Annotated in this window: 15 protein-coding genes; 7 read left to right on the top strand and 8 right to left on the bottom strand. The window is 66.6% G+C overall.

The genetic code is table 11. The features are described 5' to 3' along the window. Nucleotides 1-320: 320 nt before the first annotated feature. The gene (locus ACGHX3_RS19110) at nt 321-1,070 is read right to left on the bottom strand and encodes a GntR family transcriptional regulator (RefSeq protein ID WP_162338810.1); all 750 of its coding nucleotides are present in this window, start codon (nt 1,068-1,070) and stop codon (nt 321-323) included. A gap of 122 nt (nt 1,071-1,192) precedes the next feature. Here ACGHX3_RS19110 and zwf point away from each other — a divergent pair, with 122 nt between their 5' ends. The 3 genes from zwf to ACGHX3_RS19125 all read left to right on the top strand — a co-directional run bounded on the left by zwf (nt 1,193) and on the right by ACGHX3_RS19125 (nt 4,126). Next, nucleotides 1,193-2,671, top strand: coding sequence for a glucose-6-phosphate dehydrogenase (gene zwf, locus ACGHX3_RS19115; protein ID WP_192273980.1), 1,479 nt, complete (start codon nt 1,193-1,195; stop codon nt 2,669-2,671). 87 nt (nt 2,672-2,758) lie between these two features. Beyond that, the gene (pgl, locus tag ACGHX3_RS19120; RefSeq protein ID WP_162338275.1) at nt 2,759-3,472 is read left to right on the top strand and encodes a 6-phosphogluconolactonase; all 714 of its coding nucleotides are present in this window, start codon (nt 2,759-2,761) and stop codon (nt 3,470-3,472) included. A gap of 135 nt (nt 3,473-3,607) precedes the next feature. Beyond that, a complete protein-coding gene (locus tag ACGHX3_RS19125; RefSeq protein ID WP_162338276.1) occupies nt 3,608-4,126 on the top strand; it encodes a cytochrome c5 family protein in 519 nt (172 codons plus the stop codon). Between the two features lie 114 nt (nt 4,127-4,240). Here ACGHX3_RS19125 and ACGHX3_RS19130 read toward each other — a convergent pair whose 3' ends face one another. Next, entirely contained in the window at nt 4,241-5,161 is a 921-nt protein-coding gene (locus ACGHX3_RS19130) for an IS110 family transposase (RefSeq protein WP_394695888.1), read from the bottom strand. Between the two features lie 435 nt (nt 5,162-5,596). Here ACGHX3_RS19130 and ACGHX3_RS19135 point away from each other — a divergent pair, with 435 nt between their 5' ends. Further along, complete coding sequence (locus ACGHX3_RS19135; RefSeq protein ID WP_394695889.1) at nt 5,597-7,321, top strand: ExeM/NucH family extracellular endonuclease; 1,725 nt, start codon at nt 5,597-5,599, stop codon at nt 7,319-7,321. Nucleotides 7,322-7,426: 105 nt separating this feature from the next. Here the strand turns inward: ACGHX3_RS19135 and ACGHX3_RS19140 are convergent, their stop codons facing one another. The 6 genes from ACGHX3_RS19140 to ACGHX3_RS19165 form a co-directional block, all read right to left on the bottom strand. Then, nucleotides 7,427-7,972, bottom strand: a complete 546-nt coding sequence (locus ACGHX3_RS19140) for a DUF1697 domain-containing protein (RefSeq protein ID WP_394695890.1) — start codon at nt 7,970-7,972, stop codon at nt 7,427-7,429. A gap of 45 nt (nt 7,973-8,017) precedes the next feature. Further along, nucleotides 8,018-8,479, bottom strand: a complete 462-nt coding sequence (locus ACGHX3_RS19145) for a hypothetical protein (protein WP_394695891.1) — start codon at nt 8,477-8,479, stop codon at nt 8,018-8,020. Then, on the bottom strand, nt 8,476-8,712 hold the full coding sequence (locus ACGHX3_RS19150) for a DUF1653 domain-containing protein (RefSeq protein ID WP_394695892.1): 237 nt from the start codon (nt 8,710-8,712) through the stop codon (nt 8,476-8,478). Before ACGHX3_RS19150 ends, ACGHX3_RS19145 begins: the two co-directional genes overlap by 4 nt. Before the next feature lie 566 nt (nt 8,713-9,278). After that, nucleotides 9,279-9,941 carry a CPBP family intramembrane glutamic endopeptidase gene (locus ACGHX3_RS19155; protein ID WP_394695893.1) on the bottom strand — a complete coding sequence of 221 codons (663 nt, stop codon included), beginning with the start codon at nt 9,939-9,941 and terminating at the stop codon, nt 9,279-9,281. Between the two features lie 177 nt (nt 9,942-10,118). After that, nucleotides 10,119-11,849 carry a gamma-glutamyltransferase gene (ggt, locus tag ACGHX3_RS19160; RefSeq protein ID WP_394695894.1) on the bottom strand — a complete coding sequence of 577 codons (1,731 nt, stop codon included), beginning with the start codon at nt 11,847-11,849 and terminating at the stop codon, nt 10,119-10,121. Between the two features lie 52 nt (nt 11,850-11,901). Beyond that, nucleotides 11,902-12,534: a tetratricopeptide repeat protein gene (locus ACGHX3_RS19165; RefSeq protein ID WP_394695895.1), complete on the bottom strand. Its 633-nt coding sequence runs from the start codon at nt 12,532-12,534 to the stop codon at nt 11,902-11,904. Nucleotides 12,535-12,692: 158 nt separating this feature from the next. Between ACGHX3_RS19165 and ACGHX3_RS19170 the strand changes: the two genes are divergently transcribed. The 3 genes from ACGHX3_RS19170 (at nt 12,693) to ACGHX3_RS19180 (ending at nt 18,123) form a co-directional block, all read left to right on the top strand. Further along, nucleotides 12,693-16,400 carry an indolepyruvate ferredoxin oxidoreductase family protein gene (locus tag ACGHX3_RS19170; protein WP_394695896.1) on the top strand — a complete coding sequence of 1,236 codons (3,708 nt, stop codon included), beginning with the start codon at nt 12,693-12,695 and terminating at the stop codon, nt 16,398-16,400. A 145-nt stretch (nt 16,401-16,545) separates the two neighbouring features. Beyond that, nucleotides 16,546-16,806, top strand: coding sequence for a helix-turn-helix domain-containing protein (locus tag ACGHX3_RS19175; protein WP_056879891.1), 261 nt, complete (start codon nt 16,546-16,548; stop codon nt 16,804-16,806). 3 nt (nt 16,807-16,809) lie between these two features. Beyond that, nucleotides 16,810-18,123 (top strand): type II toxin-antitoxin system HipA family toxin, encoded by a 1,314-nt coding sequence (locus tag ACGHX3_RS19180; protein ID WP_394695897.1) that lies wholly within the window; start codon nt 16,810-16,812, stop codon nt 18,121-18,123. Nucleotides 18,124-18,140: the final 17 nt, after the last annotated feature.

The raw sequence follows: 18,140 nt of genomic DNA on the forward strand, positions 1-18,140 counted from the left end.
AACCTGCACGGGCATACGTCACACATCGCACTTCGTTTGGTGAAGCGGACATCCCTCACAAATAAGTGAGATGCCTATTACACATTTACTTTAATTTAACGTCAACTCATTGACGTCAATAGGTAAGTACGTGAACTTCATCACAGAAGCGAAGCGAGGCGGCGTCAAAAGCTCGCCAAGACCGACCGAAGGCCGGTCCTGACGGATCAGCGGCGGCGGATCGACCGGCCACGACGGTTACCCCGCCGGTCCGGGTGCAGGCAGGCAGGGGCTGTGGAAGGGGATAACAGCGGGGAAGCGCCGGCTTGGCCGGCAGACGATCAGTCGCTCTGCAGTTCGGCGACGAAGTCGTAGGCGTCGCCGCGATAGTACGACCGGGTGGATTCGACGACCCGGCCATCCTCCAGGAACGCCCGGCGCTCGACCAGCAGACCCGGGGCTCCGACCGGCAGCTCGAGGTGGCGGGCCGCCTCCTCGTCCAGGGCCACGGCACGCAGGCGCTGCAGGGCGCGGCGTGGACGATGACCGTACGCGTCCAGCGCCTCATATAAAGAAGTGGTCACGCTGTCGGGATCCGGCAGCAGCGCGTACGGCACCAGCGTCCGCTCGATCGCGATCGGCGAACCGTCCACATGACGGAGGCGGTACATGCGCACCACGCCACTTCCGGGCGAGAGGTTCAGCGCCATCGACTCTTCCGGCGTTACTTCGCCGACCGAACGCTCCAGGAACTTTACCTGCGGGTTCAACCCGCGCTCGCGCAGGTCGTCGGTGAAGCTGGTCAGCCGCGAGAACTGGCGAAGGATGCGTTCGGCGACGAAGGTGCCGGCGCCCTGCCGTTGCACCAGCAGACCACTTTCGATCAGACCGGCCAGCGCCTTGCGGATGGTCACCCGCGAGAGATCGAGCAGCTGCGCCAAGTCGCGCTCGCTGGGAAGCGCCTGTCCGGGCCGCAGCACGCCGGCGTCCATCAGGTTCTGCAGCGCGCGGCGCAGGCGCAGGTAAGCCACGGCCCGGGTGGATTCACCGGTCTGCAGCCGCTGGTATTCCTCGAGCAGGTTCGTTTGCATGCGAATCAAGATACCAGTGCCGTACCAATATCGCAACAATCCCGTTGCAGTGCGGACCTGTTGGCATCTCGTGGTACCCTGGTGGTATTGTGGACACTCACTTCTGTTGCACCGAGACGCCCGTGACCGCGAAGACCCTGCCTGTCGACACCTTCGATCTCGTCATCTTCGGCGGCACCGGCGACCTGGCGCTGCGCAAGCTGCTGCCGGGCCTGCTGCGGCGCTACGCCGACGGCCAGATTCCCGAGGACAGCCGCATCATCGGCGTGGCCCGCGACAAGCAGGGCGATGCCGAGTACCAGGCCAAGGTCGGCGAAGCGCTGGCCCGCATCGCCGCCAGCGACGAGACCTTGAAGGCCAAGCTGCCCGCCTTCCTGCAGAAGCTCGGCTACCTGGCGCTGGACGCCACCAAGGATGAAGGCTGGGACGAGTTCGCCACCCGCCTGCAGTCCACCGGCGACCGCATCCGCGTGTTCTACCTGTCCACCAGCCCCACCCTGTTCGTCGCCATCTGCGACCGCCTGCGCGCGCACGGCCTGAACACCGGCAACGCCCGCGTGGTGATCGAGAAGCCGATCGGCCACGATTCGGCCAGCGCCGCGGTCATCAACGACGCCGTCGGCAGCGCATTCGCCGAAAACCAGATCTTCCGCATCGATCACTACCTGGGCAAGGAAACGGTCCAGAACCTGCTGGCCCTGCGCTTCGCCAACATCCTGTTCGAGCCGTTGTGGAACGCCAGCCGCATCGACCACGTGCAGATCACCGTGGCCGAGACCGTCGGCCTGGAGAAGCGCGCCGGCTACTACGACACCTCCGGCGCGTTGCGCGACATGGTGCAGAACCACCTGCTGCAGCTGCTGTGCATGGTGGCGATGGAACCGCCGGCCGCGCTGCAGGCCGATGCCGTGCGCGACGAGAAGCTCAAGGTGCTGCGCTCGCTCAAGCCGATGCGCGGCGAAGACGTCGCCCACCTGTCCGTACGCGGCCAGTACCGCGCCGGCGCCAGCAGCGGCGCGGCCGTGCCCGGCTACCTGGAAGAGCTCGGCAAGCCCGATTCGCGCACCGAGACCTTCGTGGCGCTGAAGGCCGAAGTCGACAACTGGCGCTGGGCCGGCGTGCCGTTCTACCTGCGTACCGGCAAGCGCCTGTCCGAGCGCGTGTCCGAGATCGTCATCGCCTTCAAGCAGATCCCGCATTCCATCTTCGAAGACAGCGCCGGCCCGGTGATGGGCAACAAGCTGGTGCTGCGCCTGCAGCCGGACGAAGGCGTGAAGCTGTGGCTGATGATCAAGGACCCCGGCCCGGGCGGCCTGCGCCTGCAGCACGTGCCGCTGGACATGAGCTTCGCCGAGGCGTTCGGTGTGCACCAGCCGGAAGCCTACGAGCGCCTGCTGATGGACGTGGTGCGCGGCAACCAGACCCTGTTCATGCGTCGCGACGAGGTCGAAGCCGCCTGGGCGTGGATCGACCCGATCCTCGCCGCCTGGGAGACCCAGCGCGACGCGCCCAAGCCGTACACCGCCGGTTCGTGGGGCCCCAGCGCCGCCGTGGCGCTGGTCGAACGCGACGGCCGCACTTGGCACGAAGACACCGTCTGACGCTGCCGGCCCCGCACACGCGGGGCCTGATTCCGGCCGCCGGCCGACCTGCCTTCCCCCGGGAAGCCCCCACTCCCGAGACCCGCCATGCCCCCCACCGATCTCTCGCTGCAGATCCAGCTGCACCCGTTCCCCGATGGCGACGCCGTCGCCTCCGCCCTGGCGCAGGCCGTGGCCGACGACCTGCGCGCCGCGCTCGTCCAGCGTGGCCAGGCCAGCCTGGCGTTGTCCGGTGGCACCACCCCGCGCCGCTTCCTGCAGGCGCTCTCGCAGCAGGCACTGGACTGGGCGAACGTCACCGTGACGCTGGTGGACGAGCGCTGGGTGCCCGATGACCATGAGCGCTCCAATGCGCGGCTGGTGAAGGAGTGCCTGCTGCAGAACGCGGCCGCCGACGCCCGCTTCGTGCCCCTGTACCGGCCCGCGGCGACGCCCGACGAGGTGCTGGAGGACATCGCTGCAGGGTTGCCGGCCACGCTGGATGTCGTGGTGCTGGGCATGGGCGGCGACGGACATACCGCCTCGTTCTTCCCGGGCGGCGACCGCCTGGCCGAGGCGATGGACACGGCCACCGGCACCACCGTGCTGCCGATGCGTGCACCCGGCGCAGGCGAGCCCCGCATCACCCTGACCCTGCCCGTCCTGCGCGATGCCGGCCGGCTCTACCTGCATATCGAAGGCGGCGAAAAGCGGCAGGTGCTCCAGCAGGCCCTCTCGGGCCAGGGCCCGGGGGCGCAGTTCCCGATGCACCACGTGCTGCAGGCGCTGCGCGCACCACTGCAGGTCTACCTGACCGCCTGAGCCTCCCGGCGCCGGTGTTGAGGCAAAACCGGCCGCCCTGCTTATAATGTGGTCTTGTCCGCGGCACCCCGGTGCCCGTCGACCCCCGTTTTCGTAGCCATGCGCGGCCCACGGCCGTGCTGCCAAAGGTGGAAAGTGCGTAACTACGACCTCGAATTCCTCAAGCATTTCTCGATGGTGATCGGCTTCCTGATGCTGGTCACCGCGGGCCTGATCGTCGGCGCGTACTTCCTGCACGACAGCATTCCGCCGGAAGTGAACCCGAAGGCCGTGCAGATCACCGAGGCGCGCATCGCCCCGGCCGGTGCTGTCTATGCAGGCGAAACCGGTGCTGCCGCCCAGGCCGCCGCCGCCCAGGCCGCGCTGGCGGCCGCCGCTTCCCAGGTCGCCTACGGCGGCACGCTGGACGGTGGCGAGATCTACAAGAACCTGTGCGGCGCCTGCCACACCAACGGCGTGGGCAAGGCCCCGATGCTGACCGCCGCCGGCATGGGCGCCCGCGCCAGCAAGGGCGTCGACACCCTGTACAAGCACGCCATCGAAGGCTTCACCGGTCCGGACGGCGGCATCATGCCTCCGAAGGGCGGCAACCCGGCCATCTCCGAAGAGCAGATCCACGCCACCGTCGACTGGATGCTGGCCAACAGCAAGTAAGGCTTCGGGCCTTCCACGAACGCCGCCTCCGGGCGGCGTTTTGTTTGTGCGGTGCTTCAACCCCGAAACGACCGCTTCCTTCTCCCCGCGTGCGGGGAGAGCAACTGTCTTGATTCAGGCGCAGCAGGACGCGTTCAGATGGTCCCGCATGCGGGCGTTGAGGATGACCAGCAGTTTGCGCATGGAGGCCACCAAGGCGACCTTGGCCGGTTTGCCGCGATCGCGCAGCGATTGGTAGAAGGACCGCAGCGTCGGTTCGTAGCGCACGGCGGTCAGCGTGCCCATGTACAGCGTGGCCCTAAGGCCTGCCCGGCCACCCCAGATGCGGCGTGCGCCGCGCAGGTTGCCACTGTCGCAGGCCAGCGGTGCCACGCCCACCAGCTTGGCGATGGCCTTGCCACTGAGGTGGCCCAGCTCGGGCAATTGCGTGGCCAAGGCTGAGCGCAGCACAGGCCCAACGCCCTTGATCTGGCCCAGCACGGCCAGGCCGGGCTGCTCGGCTACCTGCTGAGCGATGCGAGCGTCCAGCGCCTTGAGCATGGCTTCACTACGACCCAGGTCCAGCAAGGTCTGCCGACGCAGCCAGGGATCGGTGAGCTGCTCCAGTCGCTGGCGCTCCTGCTGTACGGTCTGCTGCACGTCCAGGCGGCGCTGGTGGTATTGCGCCAGACGGCGCTGCCAGGCCGGTGCAGGGCGATACGGCGTCAGTTCCAGCACCGCCGCCATGTGCGCCAGGATCTGGGCATCGAGCGCGTCGGTCTTGGCCAACTGGCCGGTGGCCTTGGCAAAGTCACGCCCCTGACGGGGATTGATGCGCACCATCGGCACGCCGGCCGCATGCAGGCGATCCAGCGCCTGCTGCTCGTAGCCTCCCGTGGCTTCCAGCACACATTGGCGTACCGGCACCTCGGCCAACCAGTGACGCAGGGCCTCAAGCCCGGTGTCGGTGTTGGGAAATCGAGCCCGACGCTCCATGCCGTGCACATGCGCGTCGATCCATGCCTTGCACACATCAAGACCTATGCCGTATCCCATTGCCCATCTCCGGTAAGCTGCCAGGGTCGAGAGTCCTCCCTTGCGGCCCAGCCTTATCGTTACGAGCGCCTACTCGAGCAACTGTTCGGGCGTGTGCAGGGAGATTCCGGCGTGGCGAGCTTGCTCTCCCGCGGTCGTAGCACCCAAGGTGTGACGCTCAACCACGCCGGCTCTCGGCACCTAATCTGGCAGATCGGCAAGAGATAAGGGTGCCGAAGGCGGGTGAGGGGCGAGCGGAGTGGGAATGCGTCGGCGCACGGGCTAGTACCGCGCTCGCCCCTCATCCGCCCCCGTATCGAGTACGGGGCAGGCTCTCCGGGCACCCTCTCCCCGTTGTCACAGGGAGAGGGGAAGCGCGCCAGTCCGCCTCGCATGGAAAACCTTCCGTCACCCAATCCGTTTACCCTTGCCGCCTCGCTTTCCCGGTTGCCCACGATGACGCCGTCCCGCTCCATGCTCTGCCTCGCCCTGCTCGCCTCCCTGTCGCTGCCTGCCTGTGCGGCCACGCCGAAGGCGCGCGTCATTCCCATCGGCCAGGTGCAGGGCGAAGGCGCACGCAGTCCGCTCGATGGTCAGACCGTCACCATCGAAGGCGTCGTCACCGGTGCGTTCATTGAAGGCCTCGGCGGCTTCTTCGTGCAGGATGCCGGCGACGGCAATGCGAAGACTTCCGACGCCCTCTTCGTCGCCCTGGAAGAAGGCGCGCCCCCACCGACGATTGCGGTCGGTGACCGCCTGCGCGTGCGCGGCATCGTCGGCGAACGTAAAGCCGGCAACGATGACACGTTGACCGCACTGCATGCGCCGGTGATCCAGCCGCGCGGCAAGGGCAACGTCGCACCGACGGTGCTGACCGCGCAGCCCACCGACTGGGAAGCACTGGAAGGCATGCACGTCCGCATCGATGCCCCGCTCACGCTCAGCGGCACCCACATGCTGGAACGCTTCGGCGAATTGATCACCAGCTTCGACGGCCGCCTGTGGCAACCCAGCGAACTCGCCACGCCCGGCAGCGCGGAGGCCAAGCGCCTCGCGTCCGACAACACACGCCGCACCCTGCTGCTGGACGACGGCAGCGCCAAGCGCGACCCCGCCACCGTCTGGTACGTGAAGGACGGCCAGCCGCTGCGCACCAGCACCGTGCTGACCGGCGTGCAAGGCATCGTCGACCAGCGCGCCGGTGGCTGGCGCCTGCAGCTCACCGCCGCACCGACCATCGCCGCGCCGCAGCGTCCGGCCGCACCGCAGGTCGCCGGCAACGTGCGCGTGGCGGCGTTCAACCTGGAGAACCTGTTCAACGGCGACGGCAAGGGCGGCGGCTTTCCCACCGAGCGCGGCGCCAAGACGTCCGAGCAGTTGAAGGCGCAGATCGCCAAGCTGGTCGCGACCATCCGCGGGCTCGACCCCGACATCGCCGCGCTGATGGAACTGGAGAACGACGGCTACGGCGCCGACTCCAGCCTGGCGCAGCTGGTCGCCGCGCTGAATGAAGGCGGCGGCACGTGGCGCTTCGTCGACGCGAAGCAGGGTCCCGGCCCCGACACCATCCGCGTCGGCCTCATCTACCGCAGCGACAAGGTGAGGCCCAGCGGCAAGCCCGCCACGCTGCAGGAAGGTCCGTTCGGCGAACGCAGCCGCAGCCCGCTGGCGCAAGCGTTCGTGCGTGGCAACGGCAAGCCCTTCGTCGTGGTCGCCAACCACCTGAAGTCGAAAGGCTGCTCGGAAGCCACCGGCGCCGACACTGACCAGAAGGACGGCGCCGGCTGCTGGAATGCATTGCGCCTCGATTCGTCGAAGCGTCTGGACGCATGGCTGAAGACCGACCCGACCCGCACGCGCAGCGACCGCGTGGTGATGCTGGGCGACTTCAACGCCTACGCGATGGAAGACCCGGTGCGCTGGCTGCGCGACGACGCCGGCTGGATCGACGCGTTCAAGCAGGCGGGTGTCGAGCAGCCTTACTCCTACGTCTACAACGGCCTGACCGGCCGCCTCGACCACGCCCTGCTCAGCCCCTCGCTGGTGAAGCAGCTGCGCGGTGCAGCGGAGTGGCATATCAATGCCGACGAACAGGACGCGCAAGGCTACGCTGATGGCGACGCCAGCGTGCCTTTCCGCAGTTCCGACCACGACCCGCTGCTGCTGGGCTTCGATCTGTAGGCGGGACGGCAGGTCGCCACTTTTCCTGTGGGAGCGACGTCAGTCGCGTTGTCACCTCCGCGGTAGGTCATCGCGACTGACGTCGCTCCCACGAGACGGGAAACGTCACCCGCCGATCTTCTCCACCAGCGCCTGCAATTTCTGCACGGTACCCCAGTTGCGCGTGGTGGCGGCCTTGCCTGCCTTGCCCAGCATCGCTTCCGCGGCCTTGCTCTCCAGAATGCCGCTGGCGCAGTGCAGGTAAGCGGCGCGCGTGCCGACCAGGAACTTTTCGGGCGCGACTACATGCGGCGCGATGGCGTCGAGGTTGGCCAACGTGGCGGCGTCCGGCGTGAACGCGACCAGCAGGCGTGACGGATCCGTCGCGGTGTCGGCGAAGGGGTTGTCGGCCATGATGGCGTCGAGATCCTTCGCGGATTTCACGATGACGGGCACCTCGATGCCGAGTCGATCGGCGATGGCCTTCGAGATGTCGGTCGCCAGCGTTGCGGACGTTCCCTTGCCGGCCTTGAAGACGACGTTGCCGCTATTGAGCAACGTAGCGACGTCGGTGTAGCCGAGCGCCTCCAGCAGCGCGCGCAGGTCCGCCATGGCGATGCGCTTGGCTTTGCCGACGTTGATGCCGCGGAGCAGGGCGGTGTAGGTCGTCATGTCGTTGCTTTGGTGGTGTCGATGCAAGCGGACGCGGGACGTAAGTCAGCGGTTCGGCGAAAAATGGGCGCGAACCGCCTTCTCGGTTTCGGTACTCCACATGCGGCTCGCCGTGCACAGTTCGTAGCGCGCCGGGCCGCTCGATTCGGCGACAACCAGGATCGTATCGCCTGGCATAAGCGTCGTAAGTTCGGAGACGACCGCACGCCTGACAGCATTGGGATCGCTGTAGTGCCATGTCGACATGACAGCACCCACGGTAGACGGGTCGCCTTTGAAGACGATTTCCGGCTCCACGGTATGGCGGATCGTCGTCCGACGCTCGTTCGATGTCGCTGCGCTTCGGAGCTGTTCCAGCCTGGGGACCAGTGCCGATTTCACCACCGTGCCGACATACACCGTCTCCGCCGCCTGCAACTTGGACTCCAGGGGCTCGATAACGCAGATGGCGCTGGCCGTCATCGGCAGCAAGGCGATGCATGCGCACGCGACGGACAGACGCTTCATGCAGACTCCACCAGCGCGAACCGCCTCACCTTGTGTCCATCGACGACGACGTCCTCGCAGAACATCGCATACGGCCGCACCCACAAGCCGCCTTCGCCGTAGAGCGCGCGGTACACCACCACCGGCTCCAGCGTCTCGCTGTGCCGCGCCACCGCGACAACTTCGTAATCGTTGCCCTTGTAGTGGCGGTATATGCCGGGTGTGAGTTCGGGGATGGCGGGGAGTGTGGCCATGGTGGTGCCTCGTATTCATAGGGTGGGCCTTGGCCCACCGTGGCGGAGATTGTCCTTCAGCCGAAAAGAAATTGTCGGCAAGGATTCGATGATCCACGCCGCAGGCCTTGAGCCGCAACCACGTTACCTTACCTGCACCAGCTCGGACTCGATGACATCGCGCAGGCAAGCGGGATCCGAAGGCCACCTGAGTGTCGCTACTGGTTCACGGGTAGACCGACCCAGGTCCGGAAGCATGGGAATGACGTTCCTTGCCCACGCGATCAGTCGCCATAGCAATGGATAGCGTGTACGCCGTCGAGACACCTCGATCCTCCCATCTGGATACGGCTGGATATCCAGAACATGCGGTACATCATCCGTCCCCCAGCGGTTTTCCCAGTTGAAGGCATCGTAGTGCGTGTCGCACTCGACCCGCAGACCGCGTTCGGATGCGAGGTCGGCAATCAGTTGGTGAAGGGCTGGATCGCGACGCATGGGCTCCATAACGAAAATTGGCAGGGTAATGGTGGGTAGACCGGCTTCGCCGTTGAAAGCCGCTTCGCTCCATGCATCCTACGTATTGCTCAGCTCTCGCCGAAGACGACCGGAACGATATCGCCGAGGATATGCGCGAACACCACCGGCCACAGGCGGCCCGTGCGCAGATAGAACACGGTCAGCACCAGCCCGAACGCGAGCACCGACACGGCGCCCACCGGCCCTTGGTACGTGTGGTACAGCAGGCGCACCAGCAGCGAGAACCCCCCCGCGAACAGCAGGCCATGGCCTTTCAGCCCGCGCGCCAGCACGCCGAGCAGGAACACCTCCTCGAAGGTTCCGTTGACCATCGCGAACGCGACGACCGAGGCGAGGGACGCGCCCTCGAACGAGAACGCCACGATCGGCACCGAGCCGTCGTCCGCAACGAAGGGCGTCGTCACCACCCAGGCGAGCACGACCGCCGCGACGTAGATCGCCACGCCCTGCAACGCGCCGCTCAGGTGCGGATGGGGATACAGAGGACGCAGGTCGAAACGGCGGGCATGCAGGTACAGCAGCGCGCAGAGGGCGAGGACCAACTCGATCAGGATGCCGTAGACGTTGCTGGCGTCGGAAAACTCGGCATCGGGATAGCCTCCCACCACGGCCTGGAAGGACGTCGCGATGAACAGGCCGAAGCAGATCGTGGACACGACGAGGGCGTCCAGCAACGACAGCTCGGATCCCGGTACCCGTGTCTGCTCCATGCGCCCGATCCCTTCCCTGGTTGACCGGATGTTACCGGCAGTGCGGTACGCGTGCGGCACTCATCAGCGCGATAGGTTGGCGTGAGCCTGCGAAGCCCAACACGGTGACCCATCATCACTGCGATGTTGGGGTTCGCTCCGTTCACGCCAACCTATGAGACCTCTCGAAAGAGTCCCTCAATACCCCGCCGCCTGCCCGTCCTTGCGGCTCTCGCTAGCGCCGTAGTACACGCCGGTGTCCGGGTCGCGCTTGATCGCCTGGTAGCCGCCGTACGGGCCGAGTGCCCATTCGACGTGGTGGCCCTTGTCCATCAACGCGCGCACGGTTTCGTAGGGGAAGCCGGATTCCAGCTGCACCACGCCGCCGTCGCTCATGACCTTGGCGCTGCCGACCGGTTCGGTGGAACCGTCGTGCTGGATGCGCGGTGCGTCGCCGGCTTCCTGCAACGTCATGCCGAAGTCGACCAGGTTCATCACGATCTGCACGTGGCCCTGCGGCTGCATCGCACCACCCATCACGCCGAAGCTGACCCACGGCTTGCCGTCCTTGGTGATAAAGGCCGGGATGATGGTCTGGAACGGACGCTTGCCCGGCGCGTAGCAGTTGGGATGCGGCGCGGCGCCCTCGCAACCGTTCAGCACGAACATCTCACCGCGGTCCTGCAGGATGAAGCCCAGGCCGGTCGGCGTCATGCCGCTGCCCATGCCGCGGTAGTTGGACTGGATCAGCGAGACCATCATCCCGTCCTTGTCGGCGACGGTCATGTAGATGGTGTCGCCCTCTTCCAGCTCCTTCGGCGTGCCGGGCTGCACTTCGCGCAGTACCTTGTCGGGCGAAATGAGTTTCGCGCGTTCGCGTGCATACGGCTTGGAGATCATGCGGGCGACGGGCAACGGCTGGAACGCAGGATCGGCGTACCAGCGCGCGCGGTCGGCGAAGGCCAGCTTCTTCGCTTCCACCAGCAGGTGTACGTGCTCGGGGCTGCCGTAGGGGATCCTGCTGAAGTCGTAGCCTTCCAGCACGTTGAGCATCTGCAGCGCGGCGATGCCCTGCCCGTTCGGCGGCAGTTCCCACACGTCGTAGCCACGGTAGTTGGTGCTGACCGGCTCGACCCACTCGCCATGATGGGCCGCCATGTCCTCGTACGAGAGGAAGCCGCCGCTGGCCTTGAAGTACGCATCGATGGTGCGCGCAATGTCGCCCTTGTAGAACGCGTCGCGACCGCCATCGGCGATCTTCTGCAGCGTGTCGGCAAGATACGGGTTCTTCCACATCTCGCCGGTGCGCGGCGCGCGGCCGCCGACGGTGAACTGTTCCTTGAAGCCGGGGAACTTCGACAGCCGCGGCACCGAGCGTTCCCAGTAGTAGGCGATGGTCTGGTGGACCGGATGGCCCTCGCGCGCATAGCGGATGGTCGGCGCCAGCACGGCCTTCATCGGCAGTTTGCCGAAGCGGTCGTGCAGCGCGAACCAGCCATCGACCGCACCCGGCACGCTGACCGGCAACGGGCCGTGCGCGGGAATGTCGGTGATGCCCTGCTGCTTGAAGTAGTCGAGCGTCAGCGATTTCGGCGAACGGCCCGAGCCGTTGTAGCCGTGCAGCTTCTTCGTCTTCGGATCCCACACGATCGCGAACAGGTCGCCGCCGATGCCGTTGCCGGTGGGTTCCATCAGGCCGAGCGCCGCATTGGCGGCGATGGCGGCGTCCATCGCGGTGCCGCCCTGCTTCATCACGTCCAGCGCGATCTGCGTGGCCAGCGGATGCGACGTGGCCGCCATCGCGTGCGGTGCGATGACGTCGGAACGGGTGGCGAAGGCGCGACCGGTGATGCGGTCGGCAGCGGAAGCGGGGATACCGGTGGCGGCGGTCAGCGCCGTCGCCAGGCACAGCGAAGCAAGGGTACGCATCGTGGACTGAGGATGGCGCGCGACGCGCGCCTTCATCCGCCGATCTTACGCGTTACGGCCAGACCGGCGGATTGGCCTGCCAGGCGCCGAGCACTTCGGCCAGCGTGTCGCGGTCTTCCTGGCGCCAGCCGGGCAACAGCGAGGCGTAGTTGCGCGCATCGGTCCACAGCAGCGGCTCGGTGCGCACGGCAGCGCCGTACCACTGCACGGCCTCGTCCTTGCGGCCCAGTTTCCAGAGCACCAGTGCGAAGGTCGGCGGCACCCAGGAAGCACCTCCCACGGCGCCTATCAGCGGCACCCACTGCTCAAGGGCCGCCTGGTGTTCGCCGAGGCGATGGAGATCCCAACCGTAGTTCCAGCTGATCGAACGCCACAGTCCGCCACCGGACTGGGTGCTGGCGAGCGCCTGCTGGTACAGCTGTCGGCCCAGGTCAGCGCGGCCATCGCTCAACGCGACATGCGCCAGCTGGGCGGTGGCCTCGACCGTCTTGCGGCCGCGTTCCCGCGCCTTCACAAGCTGATCAACCAGCGCGTCGCCTTCCACGCCGGTGATGGCGACGACCGGCGCAGCCGCGCGGTCTTCGTCGAAGTAGAACTCTTTCGGCTTCGGCACCGACTGTGCCTGCACGGAAAAGACCGCCGATGCCAGCACGATGGCCAGCAGTGTGCGTTTGCCTGCTCTCACTACGTTTCCCCCGGACTACGACAGCCCCCCGACGCATCCTAACCGCTGCAACGCACAACAACCCAGTGATGCGCGTCACAGAAAAAGCCGCTGTTACAATGCGCGCCTTCACGCCCGAGGGGTTTTCGGGCCTCGCCAGCCGCTTTCACGGGCCCGCCATGACCAGCACCGCCGAACTCACCTCGCCCTCGTCCGCCAACTTGCCGCAGATCGGGGTGATCGACAGCGACTACACGCTGGAGCACAAGTACACGCGCACCGACGGGCGCATCTACCTGAGCGGCGTGCAGGCGCTGGTCCGCCTGCCGCTGATGCAGCGGCTGCGCGACCAGGCCGCCGGCCTGAACACCGCCGGCTTCATCAGCGGCTACCGCGGCTCGCCGCTGGGCGGCTTCGACCTGGAGCTGTGGCGCGCGCGCAAGCACCTGGAGACGGCAGGCGTGAAATTCACCCCGGGCCTCAACGAGGATCTGGGCGCGACCATGGTGTGGGGTACGCAACAGACCAACCTGTTCCCTGGCGCCAAGGTCGATGGCGTGTATTCGATGTGGTACGGCAAGGGTCCCGGCGTGGACCGCTGCGGCGACGTGTTCAAGCACGGCAACGCGGCTGGCACCTCGAAGTTCGGCGGCGTGCTGGCGCTGGCCGCGGACGACCACAACTGCCGCAGCTCGACGCTGCCGCACGGCTCGGAAGACGAATTCGTCAGCGCGATGATGCCGGTCCTGAACCCCGCCGGCGTACAGGACATCCTCGACCTGGGCCTGGTGGGCTGGGCGATGAGCCGCTACACCGGCCGCTGGATCGGCTTCAAGACGATCGCCGAGACGGTGGAATCGTCGGCGTCGGTGCAGGTGGATCCGTTCGCGCGCGAGATCATCCTGCCGGAAGACTTCGCCATGCCGGCCGGCGGCCTCAACATCCGCTGGCCGAATCCTCCGCTCGACCAGGAGATGCGCCTGCACAAGTACGCGGTCGCCGCGGCGCAGGCGTTCGCGCGCGCGAACAAGGTCGACCGCATCGTGCTGGATTCGCCGCGCGCGCGCCTCGGCATCGTCACCACCGGCAAGAGCTACCTGGACGTGCTGCAGGCGCTGGAATACCTGGGCCTGGACGAACAGGCCTGCGCCGACATCGGCATCCGCGTCTACAAGGTCGGCATGACCTGGCCGCTGGAGCCGGTGGGCATCACCGAGTTCGCCAAGGGCCTGGAAGACATCGTCGTGGTGGAGGAGAAGCGCGCCTTCATCGAGCGGCAGATGAAGGAGTACTTCTACAACTGGCCGGCCGGCGCCGGCACGCGCCCGTCCATCGTCGGCAAGTACGACGAGGGCGGCGAGTGGATCCTGCCGTCCACCGGCGAGTTGACCCCGGCGACGATCGCCGGCGTGATCGGCCGGCGCATCCAGCGCTTCTTCACGACCGAATCCATCGAACAGCGCCTGCGCTGGATGGAGGAGAAGGAAGCCGAGATGGCGCTGCCGCGCGCCAACTTCCCGCGCGTGCCGCACTACTGCAGCGGCTGCCCGCACAACACCTCGACGGTGGTGCCGGAAGGCTCGCGCGCGCTCGGCGGCATCGGCTGCCACTACATGGTGACGTGGATGGACCGCGACACCGACACCTTCACCCACATGGGCGGCGAAGGCGTGACGTGGTCCGGGCAGGCACCGTTCACCGAGACGGAACACGTGTTCCAGAACCTCGGCGACGGCACGTTCTTCCACTCCGGCTCGCTGGCGGTGCGCCAGTCGGTCGCCACCGGGGTGAACATCACCTACAAGATCCTCTACAACGACGCGGTGGCGATGACCGGCGGCCAGCCGGTGGACGGCACGCTGTCCGTGCCGCAGATCGCGCACATGATGCGGTCCGAGGGCGTGGACACGATCGTCGTGGTCAGCGACGACGTGCGCAAGTGGAGCAAGCGCGAGCTGTTCCCGAGCGGCGTGGAGTTCTTCGACCGTGCCGAACTGGACGACGTCCAGCGCCGCCTGCGCGAGGTGAAGGGCGTCTCCATCCTGATCTACGATCAGGTCTGCGCCACCGAGAAGCGCCGCCGGCGTAAGCGCGGCAAGCTGCCGGATCCCGCCAAGCGCACGATGGTCAACACGCTGGTCTGCGAAGGCTGCGGTGACTGCGGCGTGAAGAGCTTCTGCGTGTCGGTGCTGCCGAAGGAGACCGAGTTCGGCCGCAAGCGCGAGATCGACCAGTCGAACTGCAACAAGGACTTCCGCTGCGTCGACGGCTTCTGCCCCAGCTTCGTCACCGTGCACGGCGGCACGCCGCGCAAGGGCAAGAAGGCGAACGCCGCGGATCTGCTCGCTGCGCTGCCGGGGCCCGCATTCAAGTCCTCCCTCGACGAGCCCTGGAACATCCTGATCACCGGCGTCGGCGGCACGGGTGTGGTGACCATTGGTGCGCTGCTCGGCATGGCCGGCCACCTGGAAGGCAAGGGCGCCAGCGTGCTCGACCAGACCGGCCTGGCGCAGAAGGGCGGCGCGGTGACCACGCACATCCGCATCGCGCGCACGCCGGAAGACATCCACGCCGTGCGCATCGCCGCCGGCGAGGCCGACCTGGTGCTGGGCTGCGACATGGTGGTGGTCAACGACTACTGGGTGCTGTCGAAGGTGCGCGGTGAACGCTCGCAGGTGGTGCTGAACACCTACGAGGCGATGCCGGGCACGTTCACCACGCATCCGGATATGCAGTTCCCGGCCACCGACATCATCGCCGGCGTGAAGGTCGCGCTGGGCGGCCGCGAGCCGATGCTGGTCGATGCCACGCAGATCGCCACCGCGCTGATCGGCGACGCCATCGGCAGCAACCTCTTCATGCTGGGCTACGCCTGGCAGCAGGGACTGGTGCCGATCTCGTTCGACGCGATCATGCGCGCGGTCGAACTCAACGGCGCCGCCGTCGAGATGAACAAGACCGCCTTCGCCTGGGGCCGCCTGGCCGTGGTGAATCCGCAGGCGGTGCAGGAAGCCGCCGGCCTGATCCGCAACACGCAGACCGAGAGCGAGCGCACGCCGCGCGCCCTCCAGGTGCTGCCGCCGGGCGAATGGGAGAGCAGCGAGTGGGGCGCCAACGCGGCACCGCGCAATCCCGGCAACGAGAGCGAGCTTCGCGGCCTGCCGGAAGACGGCGCGGGCGACGCGGACGTCGCCTTCCTGCCGCTGGACGACCTGCGCCTGTCGCGCTCGCTGGACGAACTGATCGCGCGCCGCACCGCGTTCCTGACCGAGTACCAGGATGCCGCCTACGCGCGCCGCTACACCGACCTGGTCACGCAGGTGCGCAACGCCGAGAACACCCGGGCGCCCGGCTCGACCGCGCTGACCGAAGCGGTGGCCCGCTACTTCTTCAAGCTGATGGCCTACAAGGACGAGTACGAAGTCGCGCGCCTGTATACGAGCGGCGAGTTCCAGCGCCGGCTGCAGCAGCAGTTCGACGGCGACTACGAGGTGCACTTCCACCTCGCGCCGCCACTGTTCGCCAAGAAGGACGCGCACGGCCGCCTGATGAAGAAGGAATACGGCCCGTGGGTGTTCAAGGCGTTCGGCCTGCTCGCGAAGCTGCGCTTCCTGCGCGGCGGCACGTTCGACGTGTTCGGCTACACCGACGAGCGCAAGGGCGAGCGCCAGCTGATCGCCGACTACGAGAAGACCACCGGCGAACTGCTGGCCGCACTGGACGCCGGCAAGCTGGGCCTGGCCGTGGAGATCGCGAGCATTCCCGAGCACATCCGCGGCTACGGTCACGTCAAGGAAAAGCACCTGCACGCCGCGAAAGCGCGCGAGGCCGAACTGCTCGGCCTGTGGCGCAACCCGAAGGCGCTGCACATCGTGCAGGCCGCTTAAAAAGGAAACCCCGCTTCGGCGGGGTTTTTCTTTGTATGTCCTGTAAAAATGCAACTTATGCCTTGCATAAGGTAAATGCAATGTATGGCTTGCATTTTGGACAGGCAAACGTTAGGTTGCCTATGCCACTCAAAGGGGCACACCTATGACTGCCGCCCAATATCCAATCCAGACACCTCAGCAGCTGGCCCCTTTGTTGCGCGCCCTGCGCAAGAAGCAGGGTTTGACCCAGGCCGACTTGGCCGATCAGCTCGGCATCACACGACAAGCTGTAACCGCTCTGGAGGCCAGACCGGAAGCCGCGACATTCGAGCGCCTGATGAAAGTCTGGGCTGTGCTGGGCCTGCAAGTGTCGCTGGCGCCACGCGCGCCCTCTTCGCCCTCGCTGGACGCGGTGGAGTGGTAGGCAATGGGTGCGCTGCGGATATGGATGAACGGTGTGGAGGCTGCCACTTGGCAGGATGCCCAGCCGACCCGCCTGACGTACGCTTCCAGTTGGTTAGCCTCGCCGTTGGCGCGCCCTTTGTCCCTATCGCTGCCCCTGCTGCCGGAGGGCATGTCGCACCGTGGCGATGTGGTGGAGCACTACTTCGACAACTTGCTGCCCGATAGCGCCAACATCCGTGCACGCCTTCGAAACCGCTTCACTGTTCCCTCCAACAGCACTTTCGCGCTGCTGGAACAGATCGGCCGTGACTGCGTAGGCGCCATCCAGCTATTGCCGGCGAACACCCCGCCGGACGAAGTACGCACCATCCAGGCCCGATCCCTGGACGAATCTGGTGTCGCCCGCCTTCTCGGGGGCGTGGCATCCCCTCCGCTGCCCGGACACCACGACGACGATGAATTCCGACTGTCGCTGGCGGGCGCGCAGGAAAAGACTGCGCTCCTGTTACACAACGGCCAATGGTGCGTTCCCCTGGGGAGCACGCCCAGCACGCACATATTCAAACTGCCGCTTGGACTGGTGGGCAACATGCGCGCCGACATGGCCTCGTCGGTGGAAAACGAGTGGCTTTGCATGCAACTGTTGCGTGCGTTCGGCCTGCCCGTGGCAAACACGTCCATCGGCAGGTTCGAAGATCAGCGCGCCTTGGTGGTCGAGCGTTTCGACAGGCGATTGTCCGAGGATGGCACCTGGTGGATCCGCTTGCCGCAGGAAGACCTTTGCCAAGTGTTCGGCCTGCCTTCTTCGCGCAAGTACGAAAGCGATGGCGGGCCGGGAATCGTGCAGATCATGGATCTGTTGCGTCAGTCAGCCGAACCCGGCGACCGCGAGACTTTCTTCAGGACTCAGATCCTGTTCTGGCTCCTCGCCGCAACGGACGGACACGCGAAGAACTTCAGCCTGCACATCGAGCCGCAAGGCCGATTCCGCCTGACGCCCCTCTACGATGTGTTGTCCGTGTATCCCATTCTTGGCCATGGTCCGCAACAGCTGGATCCCCACAAGGCTGCGCTTGCCATGTCGGTGGTCGGCAAGAACAAGCATCGGAAATTGCTGAACGTACGCCGGCGCCACTGGAACGAGACGGCTCGGGCGTGCGGCGTTCGCGATGGCGCCGAACCCTGGATCCAAGACCTTCTTGAGAAGGTGGAACCCGTGATCGCGTCGGTCGCCGCACGGCTGCCTGCGGATTTTCCTGGCGTCGTGGCGCAGACCATCTTCGACGGCCTTCGCCGCGCGAGCGAAAGATTGCGCGACATGGCAGCCGACCATTGAAGATCATCCTTCGCCGC

This window comes from Pseudoxanthomonas japonensis (assembly GCF_043632995.1).
GTDB lineage: Bacteria > Pseudomonadota > Gammaproteobacteria > Xanthomonadales > Xanthomonadaceae > Pseudoxanthomonas_A > Pseudoxanthomonas_A japonensis.

Coding starts and splice junctions, on each gene's coding strand:
- ACGHX3_RS19110 (WP_162338810.1), bottom strand. CDS start 1,070: ATGCAAACGAACCTGCTCGAGGAATACCAGCGGCTGCAGACCGGTGAA.
- pgl (WP_162338275.1), top strand. CDS start 2,759: ATGCCCCCCACCGATCTCTCGCTGCAGATCCAGCTGCACCCGTTCCCC.
- ACGHX3_RS19130 (WP_394695888.1), bottom strand. CDS start 5,161: ATGGGATACGGCATAGGTCTTGATGTGTGCAAGGCATGGATCGACGCG.
- ACGHX3_RS19135 (WP_394695889.1), top strand. CDS start 5,597: ATGACGCCGTCCCGCTCCATGCTCTGCCTCGCCCTGCTCGCCTCCCTG.
- ACGHX3_RS19140 (WP_394695890.1), bottom strand. CDS start 7,972: ATGACGACCTACACCGCCCTGCTCCGCGGCATCAACGTCGGCAAAGCC.
- ACGHX3_RS19145 (WP_394695891.1), bottom strand. CDS start 8,479: ATGAAGCGTCTGTCCGTCGCGTGCGCATGCATCGCCTTGCTGCCGATG.
- ACGHX3_RS19150 (WP_394695892.1), bottom strand. CDS start 8,712: ATGGCCACACTCCCCGCCATCCCCGAACTCACACCCGGCATATACCGC.
- ACGHX3_RS19155 (WP_394695893.1), bottom strand. CDS start 9,941: ATGGAGCAGACACGGGTACCGGGATCCGAGCTGTCGTTGCTGGACGCC.
- ggt (WP_394695894.1), bottom strand. CDS start 11,849: ATGCGTACCCTTGCTTCGCTGTGCCTGGCGACGGCGCTGACCGCCGCC.
- ACGHX3_RS19170 (WP_394695896.1), top strand. CDS start 12,693: ATGACCAGCACCGCCGAACTCACCTCGCCCTCGTCCGCCAACTTGCCG.
- ACGHX3_RS19175 (WP_056879891.1), top strand. CDS start 16,546: ATGACTGCCGCCCAATATCCAATCCAGACACCTCAGCAGCTGGCCCCT.
- ACGHX3_RS19180 (WP_394695897.1), top strand. CDS start 16,810: ATGGGTGCGCTGCGGATATGGATGAACGGTGTGGAGGCTGCCACTTGG.